Source organism: Gimesia aquarii (assembly GCF_007748175.1).
Taxonomy (GTDB): Bacteria; Planctomycetota; Planctomycetia; order Planctomycetales; family Planctomycetaceae; genus Gimesia; species Gimesia aquarii_A.
This window is the reverse complement of record NZ_CP037422.1, coordinates 1621979-1639945: the sequence shown is the minus strand read 5'-3', so window position 1 is coordinate 1639945 and position 17967 is coordinate 1621979. Positions and strand designations below refer to the sequence as shown.

Sequence of the window (17967 nt, the reverse complement as noted above, 5' to 3'; positions counted from 1 at the left end):
AGTCGATTAAAAAGTACTCACGGCAGCATCACAGCGTTCCGTCCAGGCCTTTCTGATAGTACTTGTGTGTGATTTCGTCCTGGTGTTCAAGCAGCCAATCAATGGATGGTTCGTTGCACATCGCTTTGTGAATCGCCTGCGCGGTTGCTTTGCGATGAATCTCAAACAGGGCTTTGTGGTCCAAATTTTCATCTTTTGCGGCACCTGGATTCAACCAGACAGAGCAGATAATTCCCAGATCATTGGCTTTTTCTTTAGGAATATCACCGGCGCGAACGGCATCCAGTACACCATTGGCAATTGCTGCCTGGACGGTTCCCATTAGAATGTTTGTGTAGGCGTTACTCTTCACAGTCACTTTGCTGACCATCAGCGTGACAGGTCGAACTTGAATATCGGTGTTCAGAATAGCAAAGACTTTGGAGTGACCCGCCGATTGAGAACCGGTCAGAGTTGCTATCGCAGTGCCGACAGGTCCGTCAAGTTCTCCAATGACGACTTCTGGTTCTGCTGCGGTAAAAGGGGGACCACCGGCAACTAGGCTTTCGCCGGTTCGCATGATAATTCGATCGCTCATATCAATATTCCTTATAGGTTAAAAGCAAGATGCTCAACAGCCTATCTGATCTGGAAGAAACCTACAAGCGAGGCAGTGAGATCAGTAAGAATTCGGTTACTTCACACATTCAATGAACGTCATAGGGGGAGACTCCATCAGACTTGACCAGAATTCTTCGTCGTTTTCCTGTAATCCTTCCGGCGCTAATTGGGGAGCGTGCCAAACTACTTCTCTGAAACCTGCCTGACGAAGTGCCTCTTCATGTGTGGTGATACTTAAGTAGTAGTTTTCGACGTCAATATGCCCGTCGCTCAAGTAAAACCGCCATTGAATTGGTGCCCCTTCCTGCCACTCTCCCAGTACAGAGGTCTCAAAGCCATACTTACGATACGAGGGAGCGTTTGGAAATGTTTGCGCAGGGTTGCAGTTCACTGTGACAAACCGACCTCCCTGCTTTAGTGAGCGAGCAAGGCCGTCGCACATGGCTTGCAGCTCATCCCGATTGCGGGCATAGTTGAGTAGCCAGGCTGCCACAGTCAAATCGAACTGATTGGTGTCTGGTAATTCTCGAGCATCACCGACAACATACTCAATTCCCTGCTGATGCTGTACTTCCTGACTACGTGCCAGATCAATCATGCCTTGAGAAAGATCGATTCCGGTAACGTGTGCAGCGCCCTGTTCTCGAATCAAGCGGGTATAAAAACCTTCTCCACAGGCAACATCGAGTACCGACATTTCTGCTGGGTCCCCTACCAGATTCATCAAAGTAAAACATTCAACGAAGGTCCGCCAAGGTTGTTGTTTCGATCGTTTGTACTGCTCAGCAATTGGATCGTAGTTAGTTGTCATCCATAACCTCTTATCAAGTGATGTGATTGACTTCAGAGAGTATTCAAATATCAGAATACTGAGTGTGAGTCAAAAGCGAACAGGTAACACCTAAATTTTTTTAAGATTAAAAATTGATCGTGACCTCTCAATCCAGAGTAGAAAACGAACTAGTTTGTTTTATTGTGGAAAGGGGATCCGCAAGCTTTTATGTAACATCTGAGAATCTCATCTAGAATATCGCTTCTATCTGCTGCCCAAAGCAAAGGAGCATAAATTGCTGATAACGACTCTATATATTCAAGAGGCATACCTTCGGGGGTCTGCAACGTCGCTACAACAGGGCCAATACTCAAGACATAGATCATGAGTAAAAAAAAGATCGTATACCCTACGAAACGGATGAGTTTTGAACGTTTATTATCAGACATTCAACCTATTCGATCTCAAAACAACAGGAGAGCTTCAAAATAAGCTACACCAGAAGTTTTGTATTTTGTAATCCTGATGTGCCCCCAAGTATGCCATCAGACGGTAGAAATGAAAAAACCCTACGATTGTAGGGTAAATTGAAAGTTGCCCGACTAGGATTTGAACCTAGACTAAATGAGTCAGAGTCATTCGTGCTACCGTTACACTATCAGGCAATGAGATCAAATGATTGAAGATGGTACGACAGTGAATCGCAAAACACCCTCTTTTCGTGCATTATACGAAATTTTTTCCGTTCGCCAAGCGGTTTCGAGAGAGAAATTCTACACTTTTCAACCTGATTTACCCTTTCAAGACACTATGCTCTTATGACACTATAAGAGTTAGCAGGTTCTATTTATGATGGCTATTATTGAATCATATCAACCAGGAAGAACTCGACATATGAAATGCTTGACTCGCAGCTCACGATATTTGTTGATTCTGTTTCTTGTATTCTGCATCAGTAGAGTAGGGATCACTGAGGAACCTCTCAAGACAGAACGATCGAAAGAGGATGCTGTCATCAATTCAAAGTTGAAACAGTTAATTGACGAGTTAACTGCTCAGATTAAGCTCACACCTAATGATACCTCTTTATATTCGCGGAGAGGAGACGCATATTTTTTTAGGGGACAATTCAAAAAGGCCGTTGCCGACTATGATAAGATGATTGAGCTGAATCCGAAGATTAAGACCTCACACTGGAGACGAGGCATTGCCTGTTACTACGCCAAACAGTATGCAGATGCAGCGAAGCAATTTGAGAGCTATCATTCGTTTGACAACGTCGATCGTGAAAATGGCATTTGGCGATTTTTCTCCCAATATAAAGCAAAAGGAGCAGATGCAGCGCAACGTGGACTGCTAAAGTATGAAAAAGATGACCGCGAACCATTTCCTGAACTCTATCGTTTATTCGAAGGTAAAGTGACCCCAGAGACCATTCTGAAACGCATTCAAGAAGCAGATATTAATGATCATGAACGGGAGAAACGAAATTTTTACGCATACCTTTATATTGGTCTGAATGAATCATTGCATGGGCGGAAAGAAACCGCTCGGAAATATCTGCAAAAAGCGGTCAATAATAAGTGGGGGCCTGGCGCTGGTTTTGGGCCGAATTACATGTGGCACACTGGTCGAATCGAGCTACAATTACTAACAGCACCCAAAAAACAAAAATGAGTTTACGAACAGCTAAGTTCTCGTCATCAGCGAGATTTTCTGTGTATTCAATTGGATCTTGAAATTATGAATAGGAAACAGGCAGTTTTTGGATCCGCTTTCTTTTTTTGTTTGATCTTGTTCATCTCCGTTACAGAAAACAGTGTTTTCGCACAGGATCAAAAAAAAGAAGCGGTTACTCTTTCAGAGCAGGAAAAAAAAGAAAAAGCTCTAGAGCATGCCAAAAAAGGTCAGCAATTTCTCAAACAGAAATATTGGAAAGATGCTACTTCAGAATTTGAAAAAGCCATTGAATTACAACCAAAAAGCAGTGTTTTACATTATTTGCTCGGCGTGAGTTACCTTGAAAATTCTGAAGCCAGCAAGGGATGGGTCGAATTGCGAAAAGCGGTTTTACTGGACCAGAACAATAAACGCGCTGCCAATGATTTTATGAAGATCTGGAATTTTTTTGACAGTAAAGGTTTATTGAATGTGGGAACTCCCGAAGTAGAAGTTCTCAAATTGTTGGGAAAACCGGATCGACAGCGAAATCAAAATGGCGAGTCACTCTTAATCTACGGGTTTATGTGGATCAAATTTCGTAACGCGAGGCTATTTGCATTAGTTGATATACGAGGTCTTGCTAAAGATCTCACCAGAGCCATTAGTACCATGGAATTTAAGCTGGGGCCTTCATGGAAAGAAGGCTATCGGATGATGAATGCTACCAATGCGTTAACTGAATTTGTTACAGCAGAAGAAACCGTTCAGAATTATCAACAGTTATTCTCGACTCAAAGACTATTCAAACTGGGTGAGCTGATCTCTGCCGAAGAGATGATGAATCGTATGAAGTCCAACGTTGAAAACACACATCAAATTGAGGACTGGAATGTTATCAGACAAGGCGATAACGACATTTTATTTGAATGGCGTGTCGCTAAGAATGAACGCGCTCCTGCGCAATACGAAATTACGAGACTCGTCAGAGGGAAACGGGATATGCATCGCCTGGCGTATGTGACTCGGAAATTACCTCTTAGTGAAAAGACACGTGAGACATGGATCCAGCAATTGGAAGCAGCAAAGTTGGTAGTTGCTCATCAGGAAAAACACAAACTCACGGCTGCAGAAAAGAAGGATCTCGCTGAGCAGCTCAGGAAGAAAACCAGAGAAATCATTGCGCTTCAGTTAGAGTATATCAAAAAGCAGGATGTTGAGGCACTCAAACCTTATTTCACCAAACGCCTGCGCAATCGTATCACTGCCAAAATGTTGGAACAAGCAGCGCGGCAGACAGAGTCAGCGACTCCTGCAGAGTTAGTTCATGCTGTCCAGGTTGATGAAGCGGAGAATCAGATTCAAGCCAGGATCATGATGAAAAATGGTCGAACTCTGACGACTTTGATCCCTGTAAATGGAAAATGGGAAGCAGACACAATTTGGTTCAAATAGCCATCGCTAGATTACCAAGTTGACAAAATTGTCCTATCATCACAAATCGCATTCATTAATCGCGAAGATGAGTGTTTGTTAGATCACTTCTCAGAGTATGCTTTGTGTTCAATTGCAGAGAATATTTTCAAAGAAAATTCAGCTTGTTCCTATCCCAAATTAGCGCCGGTTTTCGCCTTGTGGATCGTTCTTAACTCCTTATTTTAAAATAGCTTACGCTATAAAGTAGTCCATACGGAATTTCGATTCTGCTTAGAGGTTTTCCCCTGACCCCTTCGATTAGCATATTTCGTCTCAACTTATTAACACGATTATTCCGAAAGATCAGAATAACCGCTTGTACCCGGATAATCGGAATATCTTCACACCGAGCCGGGAAAAGGGGGGATGAATGGAATCTGGCTTGCCCAGCCATTCGAGTCAATCAGGTTTTGTTGAGGGACATGAAGTCCACAGATACGGGATTCTGAAAGACAAATACGGAACAGAGTTGATCGTCTGAAATTGTTAGAGACGAGTTACACATCGACGTTGGAGTTTTCGATGATTAAATTACCTGTTAGTCTGGCCTGCTTCTTTTTAGCGACTCAGTGTTTACTGGCGTCTGCCTATGCAGATCCGAAGCAAACTGAGGACTCTCAATCAGAGGGACGCGCTACTGTTGGCGAACAAGAGGGTTCTGCCATCGTAGGGAATGTTTCATCTGGAGCATTCAGACATGATTTTATTCCACAGAATAATGTGCAACCGAATCATGTGCCCGGCTTTACAACAATGAAAGATGCCAGCTACAAGGATACTCCTCAAGGATATATGCCTTATCGATATCCCGATCCACAAACGATGGTCGTTGATGAATACATTGATCGTGGTATGGGGTATCAGCCACTGCAAGAGACCCCGTTTCAACCACTCTTTCGCTTAGATAAAGGGATTGGTGGTGGAATTGGTTATGATGATGGTTATTCGAATTTAGGAGTTTTACTACCATTTACCATCAACCCTGATCAAAGCATGCTGTTTCTCGATATCAGAGCATTAGTAACTGACCGAGGAGCTGGTGGTGTTAACCTGGGAGCTGGTTGGCGTGGCTATAGTGAAACGGTAGATAAGATTTTCACCTTTGCCGGCTGGTACGACTACGATGATGGGCACGTTCAAGATTATCATCAACTCGGTTTAAGTGGTGAAGTCATTGGTCAGTATCTGACCACACGTGTTAACGGTTACTTCCCAATTAATAACGATCAAATCGTCGTTTCTAATAATCTGACGGGGGGAGCGTTCTTTCGGTCAAATCGAATTATGTTATATAGAGATTTTCGTACAGAATCTTCTTATGGTGGTGTTGATGCCGAAATCGGTGGTCCACTTCCGGTTTTAGGAAAGTTCGGAATCGATGCTTTTGTTGGCGGGTATTATTATGACTCAGACCATGACAAAAGTGCGGCTGGTGCTAAGTTTCGTGCAGAAGCAAATATCAACGACTGGTGGCAGATGAGTGTCAGCTATGCCAAAGACTCCGTGTTTGGATCAAATGCATGGATGAATGTGATCTTGACGATGCCTGACGGTAGATCGAATAAGTGGATGCGTCCTAAAACACGCAGACAACGTATGTATCAACCAATGAATCGTAACTACCGTGTTGTAGCGAATGTAAAAAGTACGCTTACAAACGAAGTTGCCATTAACCCTGACGATGGTCAACCTTACACAGTGGCTCACATCAATCCGGACTTTGGTGCTGCTGGGAATGGTACTTTTGAAACACCGTTTGGCTCTGTGGCCGCTTATAATGCCTCACCTCCAACAGCAATGACAGACATCATCTTTGTTCAGGATGGTACAACAACGAACCTGGATGGTGCAATTACCTTACTTGATAATGGTGGAGGTATCGCAGGTCGATTGGGACAACGTCTCTTGAGTGAAGCGGTAACTCATACTTTCAACACACTTCAATCAGATGGAAGTATCGTAACCATGACATTGCCTGGGTTTAATTCCGCGGCCAGTCGCCCTACTTTAAGCAATACGACCGGGGTTGAAGGAGCTGTTGTGATCGGCAACGGTGGTGCCTGGGAAGTCTCTGGTTTCAATATCAGTGGCGAGAGGGCAGCAGGATTACCACATAACGATGGTATCATTTCTACCAGCACTCGTGGATTCAATATCAACCGCAACTCTTTTGTGCTCTATAATCGTGGAGTTGATGTCATAAACAATGCCAATGGTATTGGTATCCTGTCGGAGAATACATTCTCTGGAGATGGTGCGAACTCTTTGCATGGAGCACGGATTACTCAAAATATAGGTACACTTGAACTTGCATTCCATAGTAACACAGCAACAAACAACCTTGGTGTGGTCCCCCCAGGCACAGGAACTGGTTTTGAAATCATTGCCAATGGTGGAAGTATAATCGATGGAGTAGGAACTGCCGCTGACGGTGTTACAACTCTCGGTATTACAGGGAACGCAGCCAATTCCAATGGTACCGGTATGATTATTACCGCCAATGGGGGATCTACAATTCAGACTGACTTCTCCAATAATACATTTAATAATAACATCAATCCCAACACTGGTTTACACGTGAACTCTAACGGCAGTAGCGTCGTTTTCACTACCTTTGATTCGATCACAGCAACTGGTAACACAGGCATTGGTATTGCCTTTGATGCAACCGCCGGCGGTAGCATTTCAGCTCTTTCTGAGGACTTGAATCAAAACGGAACTCTCGATCCCGGTGAAGATAACAATGGAAACGGAGTTCTCGATCTCGGTGTGACAAATATTAATGCGAGCACAAATACTACAGATGGTTTTGTAATCACATCTAATGGTGTGGGTTCACTCATCACTCTGAATATTGGAAATGCGAATTCGACGGCGAATGTCTTTAATGGCAATGGTCAGAATGGACTAAGCCTGAACACCTTAAATTCGGGTGTCATTCGCGCCAATATTATCAATAACACAGCGACCGGGAATACTCAGGACGGTTTGGCATTCGGTCTCACAACGGGAACCATTGATCTTACCACGTTCGGTTCACCTTCAATCGGAAGTAATACGTTCACCGGGAATACCCGACATGGTATGAGTGTTACAAACAATACTGGTGGTATCTTTAGAACAACGTTTATTTCTAATAACGATTTCAGCAACAATACCGAAGCAGGCATGTTCCTCGGAGGAAGTGCGTTAGGTGGTACGACCACAGCTGTAAATGATCTAGGTCAAATCGACTCTAACAACTTCAACCGAAATACTCTTGGAACAGATGGAATCTTGTTTGGTTCCAGTGATGTTCGAACCACAGCGATAATCACACGCAACACCTTTGTAGGGCGTGCTCCCGATTTACCTGGCGATGATGGTGCTGGCCGTGGGGTCGGTGGTACAGTCACAGGCACGACAACAATTGGTGGTACCGGCGGGGTTACGCTGGCATTTGGAAGTCTGGGAGCCATTGACAGTTCACTTGCCAATACGTTTCTCAACAACGGTGATGCTCACATTGGGTTAGAACTCCAGGGTAATACTGAGAATCAGGTTGATATCGATCAACAGCTATTTGATACGACGTTTAATACCACTCTGAGTACTAATTTCAATGGCGAAGGCGTGGGCGTCCTAATGAGAGATACCGCTACTTTTACAGGAACTATTCAACGTAACGTTTTCCAAAACAATGTTGCTTCCGGTTTGCGGCTTGATACGACTGGTAACAATTTGGGAGATTTTGCCACGATCAATGATGTTGTCATCGGTGGTACAACAGCGACCTTTGGAAACATCTTCCAGAACAATGGAGGTAACGGTATTCAAATGGCCCGAACCTCAGATGGTGAAATCAATAATACTCTGATTCGATTCAACACGCTTACCGGTAATACTCTGGACGGTATCAGCTTGACTGCGACGAGTGCAAATAAGGTTGATACTTATAATGTTAATGATAACATTATCACAGCCAACACTCAGAATGGTATTGATTTGCGAGTGGAAGCAGATGCCACACTCTCTGCAAACATGACACGTAACACAATCACAGGAAATACTCAGGACGGTATCCGAACAACCGAGTTAGCTAACTCTGCAGCCGATCTTCGCAATATTACAGGGGCCTGGACAACCAACCTGATTGCCAACAATGGTGCCGATGGTATTAACCTTGCTGCCGCTTCGAATAACCTGGTCATTGGAGATGCTGCAGATTCCTCACTGGGTAACATTATTCAGGATAACGGTCAAGATGGTATTGGTATGACAGGTGCCGGTACAGTGACGATTGCTCGTAACCTGATCGCCAGCAACGATGTGCATGGTATTGATATGGATCTTCCTGGTACAAATACAATCACAATCTCGAATAATGATATTACTTTCAACGAGGGTGATGGTATTGAGTTTACGAATGCATTATCGGGTAGCTTTACTTTGAATATCACAGGTAACGTGATCGATTTCAACAACGGTCGTGGTTTTGACGTGCTGGCACGACCAGGTTCACTTGGTTCTTCAAGTACTGCCATCACGTTTAACAACAACATTGTGAATGCGAACCTGGAAGAAGGGGTCTATGTCGTCTATACCGCATCAAACAACCAGACGCAAACTGGACCTGCAACAGATCCGCTACTTGCGGATGGAAACCTCTTTCATGATGTGTTCTTGAGATTTGATATGGACACTAACCAGATTATTGATAATGGTATCAACAGTGGCTTCAGTTCGACCGGTTTAGTGGTTCGAGTTGGTACTACCGATGCACGGACAGGATCCTTAAATAACTATGACGACGGTGGATTTGCCAGTGACGGTCTTGGAAACTTTGTCCGTTCCGGTGTGATCATGTCAGTTACCAATAGCACCCTCACAGGTAACCTTGGTGATGATGTGTTCTTCCAGTCGTTTGTCTCAACTGTAGATCCGGTTAACACGGCTGGAACTTGGGGTAACACTGTTGACCCGACTGCAATCACAGCCCTGCAGAGTGACGCCTTGGCTCGTTTAGACTTGGATTGGGATAACAACACGATTATTTCAAGCGGTGTGAATAATACCGGTGCGTTCTACAACAACGCAGATACTTTCAAATCGCGACTAAACAACGTTGCTAGCCCGGGTCCTTTCACGTCGACTTCCCGACGTCGAAATGCTCAACGACAGGCTGCTCGCATAGCTAACCTGATCGCTCCCGGGGCAGGTAACTTTCTCTACTCTGGTACAGGTGCTAGTACCTTCCGAGTTGATAGTACTGGGGATCTCGGAATCTTTATTCTTGACACTAATCCCTACACCACAACTGGAGATGCCAACGGTGTCTTCCTACCCGGGTCGATCGTTGGCGAACTGCCCTTCGGTTGGGGACAATTCTAATCTCCCCCACTGGGCATGATTTGAATCTCTGTTAAAATCAAAAGGCCATCCTGAAGCAATTCAGGATGGCCTTATTTTTAATAGATGAACTCACTGCCGGTTAAGCGGGTGACAGAAACTGCTCAATCCGGTTCAAACCTTCTTCCAGAGTTTTGAGGTCAGTCGCAAAAGAGAGTCGAACATATCCCGGCGCGCCAAAGGCATCTCCGGTTACCAGAGCCACATGCGCTTCTTCCAGTAACGCGGTGCAGAATTCGCTGGAGTCTTTCACCACTTTGCCTCCACCAAGTGGTTTGTTGAAATGGGCGCTCACATTGAAAAAGGCATAAAACGCACCCCCCGGTTCCGCAAAGCTGATTTCAGGAAATTTTCGTAAACGTTCAAGGACATACTTGCGACGTTCTGTAAAGGCGGCCAACATTTCAGCCACACTCTCCTGGGGGCCACTCAAAGCGGCAATGGTAGCTGCCTGGCTGATGCTACAGGGATTCGAGGTTTCCTGACTTTGCAGCTTTGTCATGGCAGCCGTTAGTTCAACAGAGGCAATTGCCCAGCCAATACGCCAGCCCGTCATCGCATAAGCTTTACTGACCCCACTGACGATAATCGTTCTGGCTGCCACATCCGGGCCGAACGAAGCGAAGCTACGAAATTCAGAACCTTCGTAAATCAGCTTCTCATAAATCTCATCGGAAAGTACGGCGATATTTTTTTCAACAGCCACTCGCGCCAATGCTTCCAGAGTTTCAACGGGATACGCGGCACCTGTCGGGTTACAGGGGTTGTTGAGCATCATCAGTTTAGTTTTGGGAGTGATTGCCTGTGCGAACTGATCAGCGCTCATGCAGAATCCGCTTTCCTCGGTCGTCTCTACCATAACAGGCGTGGCACCCGTTAATTCAACCAATGCGCTATAGCTCACCCAGTAGGGGGTCGGAATGATGACTTCATCGCCGGGACCACACAAAGCCGTCAACACGTTATGAATCGAGTGTTTGGCTCCATTGGAAATTACAACTTGATTGGGTTGATACGACAAACCGTAATCGCGTTGATAGGCATCGCAGACGGCCTGCTTCACTTCCAGTGTACCGGCGGCAGGTGTGTAATGAGTCTGACCGGCATCCATTGCTTCTTTGGCGGCTTGGCAGATATGAGCTGGGGTCGTGAAGTCTGGTTCCCCTAATGTGAACTCATAAACTTTGACACCAGTACTTTTTAATTCTTTGGCTTTTGCTGCAGCGGCTATTGTGGCAGAGGGCTTTAGTTTCTGAACTGTAGAGGAAAGCTGCATCGACATAATTCTGATCTTTGTAGTTGAAATGAACGAAACTTGGTATGTCTGAAATACGCATTCAGACTGGATTGAGTCCCCTGCTCTGACACTCGGGAATCAATAAATGTTCGAAAACACCCGATTCTTTTCACCTGGGGGGATAGCGTCAAGTCTCCGATAGCATTGTTTGGAAATCGAACAAGATTCCCGCTAAAAAAATGTGTTTGGCGGGAATGCGTTGCCGCTTGACGTATCAGGATTGAACCGGGAAAGCGACAATCCTGAGCTCTGTGATGTTTGAGAACTAGCAACTCGTCGTATCAATGAGTCTCTTAGCGGGAACCGGGTAGCTCACTCTCGGCGTCCTTTCCCACTTCGTGAGCTGACATCGCGACCTGAATCCGTGAAGTCATTTTGAAGTCGGTGCGGGGCTGAGTTCCCCCTTTGGTATCGCGTGTGACAGTGACGGCCCATTTTGCAACTCCAAAGGGAATCTCACTGGTTCGCCAGATGGTCCCTTCATTCTTGGAACGTGTGGTCGTACTCTCACTCACATAGCTGCCTTTATACTCACGGGCGGAGACTGCACCCGTGGGAATGTCAATTGTGGCAGGGCCTCCCTCCGACTCCCATTTGGTGTAATGCTCAAGCATTGTGATCATCGGGTAAAATCGCAGCACGTTTGTTTTCAGAGGCTCCACTGGCCGGTCTCCCACTTTTCGATAGCCACGAATAATGGGGAGAAATGTGACGGGGAGCCCACTTTTGTCTTTAATTTGACCGTTAACCACCTTTTCAGGTATTAACACTTTATAGATGCGCGGGCCAGATACTCCCGGGGCAACTCCCGATTCGGTTTCTTTGCCGGTTATGCACTTGAACTCAAGCCAGCGGCAAGGGGTTTGGGCACCTTCAAATTCCGCCATTTCTGAACCGACAGAACTGATAATCAAGTGTCGTGTCCATTTTAGTTTGACATTGAGGTCATTGGAATCGGGACCGGGCATTTCTTTTTCGTAGGTTCCTTCAAAACGGACCCAGGATCCATCGGGAGGGAGTTCCCAGATAAGCCCTTGTGCAAATATGGGGCTGCAAAGCGAAACCACCCAGAAAACAGAGAGAAGTAATGATCGGACAAACATATTTGAAAACCAGAATTGTAAACAGAAAATGGCCTGAAAAGGTTCATATAGACAGACTTTAGGTTCCAGTGTGACAAAAGAAGCATGCCCTGACAACACTTTTTGGTTTTTCCAGCAGGAATTTTCTAAAGCGAGTTACTTTCACAGCGTATAACGGGAGCATCAGTCAACTCTTTCTTGACCATAGCTGGTCGTGTGGCTTAGACTGCTTATAGGAATAAACTGGGTTTTACCGTTTCTAAACAAGATCTGACACTGGTTGAAATCTCTGTTGAGACGAAAATGATTCTCAACACAATACATACGTCCCTCTACTGGAGTTTCCTTATGTTTTTACCTTTTATGAAATGTCGATGGATTTCATTCGCACTCGTTTTGGGATGTAGTCTTTGCCTGTGTGTGCCCGCCACCTCAGCCGCAGAAGAAGAGTCCAAACCAACACGCGAAAATTGGGGGCACATTATCATCAAAGGGGCTTACCCCGAAGGCCCACAAATGCCTGGTTTATTTGGTGATGTCACCGAGTCCCTTTCAAAGGCAATGACTCGGCTGGATAAGGCGGCAGAAGATAAATCTCTGACGGGCGTCATTTTACATTTAAAGGGAACATCAGTTGGTTGGGCCAAGCTGAATGAGCTTCGCACGGCAATCATGAAAGTGCGTAAAAACAACAAAAAAGTATATGCCTGGATCGAATCCGGGATGACCAAGGATTATTTAATTGCCAGCGCCTGCGACAAAATTGTGATGCCGGAGTCTGCAACATTGATCTTGCTCGGTTTGCGAGCCGAAGTCAGCTTCTATAAAAATCTGTTCGATATGTTGGATGTCAAACCAGATATTTTAAGAGTCGGAGAATACAAGTCGGCTGCGGAACCCTATACACGCACAGAAATGAGTGAGCCATTCCGCAAAGAAATGAGTGCAATCCTGGATGATTATTTCCGACAGATTATTGAAATGATTTCCAAATCACGAGGCTTGTCTGCTCAACAAGTCGAGTCTGCCATCAATGGCGGTCCATATATGGCCGTCGATGCCAAAAAACTGGGTTTAATTGATGACACTGCTTATGAAGACCAACTTCCCAAACTGATTACTGGAGCCAATTCCAAAACGGAAGTCAGAATCATTAAACGTTATGCCAAAAAAAGACTCGATAACGATTTCTCAGGGATCGCCGGCTTGATCAAATTGATGGACCTTTTTGCTGGCATTGATTCCACACAACGAGTCGGCTCAGGACCCCGGATTGCAGTTATCTATGCCACGGGGGCAATCATGTCTGGTTCCAGTTCACAGGGAAGTCTGTTTGGTGCGAACGTCCTGGGATCTGATACGTTTATTAAAGCGGTACACAAAGCCGCAAAAGACGAGAAAGTCAAAGCCATCGTTTTGCGTGTTGATAGTCCCGGTGGCAGTGCGCTGGCCAGCGATCTGATGTGGCGTGCCTTGGAAAAATCGGGTAAGCCGGTTGTCGTCAGTATGGGAGATGTTGCCGCCAGTGGAGGATATTATATCTCAATGGGAGCAGACCGCATTTTTGCCGAGCCAGGAACTCTCACCGGTTCCATTGGTGTTGTCGGAGGGAAACTTGCGATTGAAGGGCTCTTTAAAAAAATTGGAATTACCACCAGTGTGATTTCGCGAGGCAACAACAGTGGAACATTCAGCCCGATGACTGGTTTTTCTGAAAGTGAACGTGTTGCCGTGACAAACTTACTCAAATCAGTCTATAAGCAATTTACAGAGAAAGCAGCCGAGGGACGCAAAATGGATTATGCTGCCTTGGAAAAATTAGCCCGTGGTCGTGTTTATACCGGATCAATGGCTTTGAAAATTGGTCTGGTCGATCAATTGGGAACTCTTGAAGAGGCCATCGAATATGCGCGTGAACTCGGTAAAATTCCCAAGGATCAGAAGTTTGAAAAATTAATTCTCCCTCGGCCTACCAGTCCTTTTGAACAACTATTTGGTACCGCTGATGCACAGTCGCGACAGACTCAGGATCTTTCTAAAATGTTGAATCTGCTTTCTCCTGAGCTATCGGAGCAACTGAAAAAACTGGATCTGGTTAATCTGCTTTCACGAGAAAAAACATTGACGTTAATGCCCTTTGAGGTTCGTGTGAAGTAGAAATCGTCTTGGAAAAGTGTGTCTTGCATTGTGCCTCAGGCTGATACGGGAAACCAAAACAAACAATTTGTGGTTAGGAAGACAGGATGTTTAACAACTTTTTAAAAGCATGTCAGAATTTTTGCTTCATTGCTCTGGCTGTTGTAATCATTTATGGGACCTCAGTTCCGGTTTTCTCTGCTGAAGCGAATCGAATCAATGACCTTGCCCAATATTATGGGTTCAAACCACTTGAGATTTTCAAGTTGTCTGCTCGTTCATCAAACATGCTGGCTGAAGACTTGAACGGTGATGGGAAAACAGACCTTGTACTGATTGATAATAGCAATAGCCGTATTGATATCTTGCAGCAAAGGAACGGAAAGCAAAAAAGTACAACGGAATCAAAGAATGAAGAAATCAACTTCATTCCCAATGATAAACGACTGGAGCACATTAAAGTTCCGGTTGATGTATCGATTTCAGCTTTGACAGTTGGCGATTTCAATGGCGATGGTCTTAACGATCTGGCTTACCTTGCGCCCCCGGATCGATTGATCATCCGCTATCAGTCGAAATCAGGAGACTGGACCAAACGCAAACGAATCCGTCTTGCCGAGCTGCAATCAACTCAGTGGACAATCGCCGCCGGTGATCTGAATTACGACCAGAAGACCGATTTAATCGTGTTGGGAAAAAATCATACTTATGTCGTATTACAGGATCAAAATGGAGATTTGAATGCTCCGCGATCCATCTTGAGTACCTCTCCTAAGTTAGGACTTGCCACAATTGCTGATCTGAACGGTGATGGCCGAAATGATTTTACCTATGTGACCCGCGATGGAAAAAATCAGATTTTATGCAGCAGAATTCAAAAGCAAGATGGAAATCTGGGACCAGAAATCAGATTTGAACTATCAAATCCGCGTTCTGTAACGTTGGCTAACGTTGATGGGAAACCAGGGCATGAAATCCTGACTATTGATTCTCAAACCAGTCGTCTCAAAGTTCAACAATTGGAAAATGCACATAATGGAAATGGTCAACTTTCCAAACGACTCACGATGTATGGGTTTGGTGAAGAAGGCGCGGGACGCAATCGAGGATTTGATCTTGGTGATATCAACGGTGATGGTCTGACTGATGTGGTGGTTTCTGATCCCGAAACAGCACAAATGCTGGTTTATCGGCAGGCAAAGGGGCGCGGGCTCGATCTGGGACAGACTTACCCGGGATTGCTAGGTGTTCAGCAGTTGCGTGTGGAAGATGTTGACGGTAACGGATTGGACGAAGTCTTCGTACTCAGTGAACGGGAAAAAATTATTGGTGTCAGCTCCTATGCCAAGCAACGCTTATCATTCCCCAAAATTCTTCCCATCAAAGGAGAGCCGCTGGCTTTCGAACTGGTAGACCTGGATGGGAATCAGTCGCTGGAATTAATTTATGTAGCGAAAGTAGGGAGCAAACGCCAATACAGTTATAAGTTGCAGGCGCTGATTCTTAATCAACAGGGAGTCTGGAGCGAATACCAATTTCCGAGTCCCCCCCCTTCTCTCGACTCCGCTCCTAAAAGATTACTCAAATTGGATGCCAATTCAGATGGGCTCTTTGAATTAATGGCCTTTTATGGCCTCTCACGTGCGCCAAAAATATTTACATTAGTTCCAAGACAGACACCCAAAGTGATTACTCCTTCGGGCGGAATTAATTTAGATGAAATTAAACCGGAGTCGACTTTCGTTGGAGGTCCAAAGCGAGACTGGTTTTTGACAGCTCAGAACAATTTCGCACGTAGACTGACCTTAAACTCAGCCAACCAATGGCAGGTCGTTGATCAATTCAATGCTCCTGAAACAAAAGCACGCGTGGTGGGAGCTGTGAATATTAACCTCGATGGTGAACCGGGAGACGAAATTGTTTTGGTCGATTTGGGTGTCAAGAAGCTTCGTATTCTCCGCAAGGAATCCAATGTATATCGTCCCTGGAAAGAAGTAGAAATTGGCGAGTTTCCTTACCTCTCAGCACATGTTGCCGACTTGAATGGTGATCAACAATCAGACCTGTTGCTCTTTGGTCGTGGTCAGTTTGGAATCCTATACTCAGGTCAAACACCACCAACTTTGAAAGAAGTTGCATCGTTTGAATCAAAACTACCTCAGGCCTACTTTACCGATTCCGTTGCGGGAGATCTGAATGGCGATGGACAAGCTGACATTGTAATCCTCGATACGCGGACGCATCATCTGGAGATCTTGAACTTCAATGCGAAACAGGGTTTGAGGCATGCTTTAAATTTTAAAGTCTTCGAGGATAAAACCTTTTCCCGGTCCAACCGAGCCGGAATAAACCCTCGGGAAGCGGTGATCGCAGATGTGACAGGCGATGGTCTCAAGGATCTGATCCTGCTATGCCATGATCGTGTTTTGCTCTATCCACAAGATGATGGTAAGAATTGAGGTCCGAATCAATCAAACTTCTGATGTATCATGCAGTGCATATTTCTGCGAAAGCTTGTCGAGCCCCCATACCAGAAAAGCAGCTCCGATAATCAAAGCAATTGAGGTCCAGAATGTACTTCCAAAGTCAGTTGGCCAGATATTTTCATAGATACGATGTTTGAACGGAACCATTTCGGGGGTCTGACCGTCTGAATAAGGTGTTACATCGATTTTGAATGGCCAGATCCGGCGTAGTGAGCCGACCATCAATCCACAGAGCACAGCCATAATCAAAGAATGGAAATTGTGTAGTAACCAACGTAATAGTTTGCTGAACAGGATCAGCCCTACGGCACAGCCTGTTACAAAGACCAGGACGGTTAATAAACCACTCCAATCGATGTTCCCTTGTAATAGCTGCTTGGGAATGCTTTTGAGTAAGCCGGTGATGTCATGATATTTTCCTAACAAAACCAGTATGAGCGCTCCGCTGATTCCGGGTAAAATCATTGCACAGATGGCAACCATTCCACAGAGAAACACATACAGATCCCCTTCGGGTGGACGAATAGAATGTTCCCCGACGAGCCAGTAGATCCCCATCAGTGAGACGAGAAAGCCAACAATGTTGGACGCATTCCAGCGTTCCACCATTTGCGCAACTAAAAAACTGGATGCGAGGATCAAGCCAAAAAAGAGGGACATGGTCAATTGAAGATGGTGGTCTAGTAGGTAATGCATCAGACTCGCCAGACTGATGACACCTGTCAGAATTCCAATGCCCAAGGGAATCACAAAACGCAAGTCCAGATGGGCAGCAGCCTCTCCCCATTTTCGGCTCGCCAGGAGTTTGAATAGCCGAATGTCAACATGGCTGATCGCAGTAATTAATCGTTGATAGATTCCCAGAATCAAAGCCACAGTTCCCCCTGAGACACCGGGAATAATGTCTGCCCCACCCATTAAAAGGCCCCGTCCTGCTTGCAGCAGGTCTTGTTTGGATGGAAATTTTGACTTTGGCTGGGCAGCGGATTCTTGGGAATCTGACATCAATCAACCTTGATTTAATGAACAAAAGGACTTTCGATTCAATTATTTCTACGCCAGCAATTGAAC

General features: G+C 45.2%; 10 protein-coding genes and 1 tRNA gene. 5 read left to right on the top strand and 6 right to left on the bottom strand.

Going from position 1 to position 17967, the window contains the following annotated elements:
• Positions 1–28 precede the first annotated feature (28 nt).
• The 3 genes from fae to V202x_RS06435 all read right to left on the bottom strand — a co-directional run bounded on the left by fae (position 29) and on the right by V202x_RS06435 (position 2037).
• Entirely contained in the window at positions 29–577 is a 549-nt protein-coding gene (gene fae / locus V202x_RS06445; protein ID WP_145172296.1) for a formaldehyde-activating enzyme, read from the bottom strand.
• Positions 578–673: 96 nt separating this feature from the next.
• On the bottom strand, positions 674–1411 hold the full coding sequence (locus V202x_RS06440) for a class I SAM-dependent methyltransferase (protein WP_145172294.1): 738 nt from the start codon (positions 1409–1411) through the stop codon (positions 674–676).
• Positions 1412–1966: 555 nt separating this feature from the next.
• Positions 1967–2037: transfer RNA gene (locus tag V202x_RS06435), tRNA-Gln, on the bottom strand.
• A gap of 229 nt (positions 2038–2266) precedes the next feature.
• Between V202x_RS06435 and V202x_RS06430 the strand changes: the two genes are divergently transcribed.
• The 3 genes from V202x_RS06430 (at position 2267) to V202x_RS06420 (ending at position 9877) form a co-directional block, all read left to right on the top strand.
• Positions 2267–3049: a tetratricopeptide repeat protein gene (locus tag V202x_RS06430; protein WP_145172292.1), complete on the top strand. Its 783-nt coding sequence runs from the start codon at positions 2267–2269 to the stop codon at positions 3047–3049.
• Positions 3050–3115: 66 nt separating this feature from the next.
• Positions 3116–4486, top strand: coding sequence for a tetratricopeptide repeat protein (locus V202x_RS06425; protein WP_145172290.1), 1371 nt, complete (start codon positions 3116–3118; stop codon positions 4484–4486).
• Positions 4487–5029: 543 nt separating this feature from the next.
• A complete protein-coding gene (locus V202x_RS06420) occupies positions 5030–9877 on the top strand; it encodes a beta strand repeat-containing protein (RefSeq protein WP_145172289.1) in 4848 nt (1615 codons plus the stop codon).
• 100 nt (positions 9878–9977) lie between these two features.
• Here the strand turns inward: V202x_RS06420 and V202x_RS06415 are convergent, their stop codons facing one another.
• Positions 9978–11177, bottom strand: coding sequence for a pyridoxal phosphate-dependent aminotransferase (locus tag V202x_RS06415; RefSeq protein WP_145172287.1), 1200 nt, complete (start codon positions 11175–11177; stop codon positions 9978–9980).
• Positions 11178–11485: 308 nt separating this feature from the next.
• Positions 11486–12295 carry a hypothetical protein gene (locus V202x_RS06410; RefSeq protein ID WP_145172285.1) on the bottom strand — a complete coding sequence of 270 codons (810 nt, stop codon included), beginning with the start codon at positions 12293–12295 and terminating at the stop codon, positions 11486–11488.
• Positions 12296–12622: 327 nt separating this feature from the next.
• On the opposite strand from V202x_RS06410, the gene sppA reads away from it, so the two are divergent.
• Both sppA and V202x_RS06400 read left to right on the top strand, forming a co-directional pair.
• Complete coding sequence (gene sppA, locus V202x_RS06405) at positions 12623–14431, top strand: signal peptide peptidase SppA (protein WP_145172284.1); 1809 nt, start codon at positions 12623–12625, stop codon at positions 14429–14431.
• Positions 14432–14517: 86 nt separating this feature from the next.
• Positions 14518–16869 (top strand): FG-GAP repeat domain-containing protein, encoded by a 2352-nt coding sequence (locus V202x_RS06400; protein WP_145172282.1) that lies wholly within the window; start codon positions 14518–14520, stop codon positions 16867–16869.
• Positions 16870–16881: 12 nt separating this feature from the next.
• Here V202x_RS06400 and V202x_RS06395 read toward each other — a convergent pair whose 3' ends face one another.
• Positions 16882–17901 (bottom strand): DUF368 domain-containing protein, encoded by a 1020-nt coding sequence (locus tag V202x_RS06395; RefSeq protein ID WP_145172280.1) that lies wholly within the window; start codon positions 17899–17901, stop codon positions 16882–16884.
• Between the last annotated feature and the right edge of the window lie 66 nt (positions 17902–17967).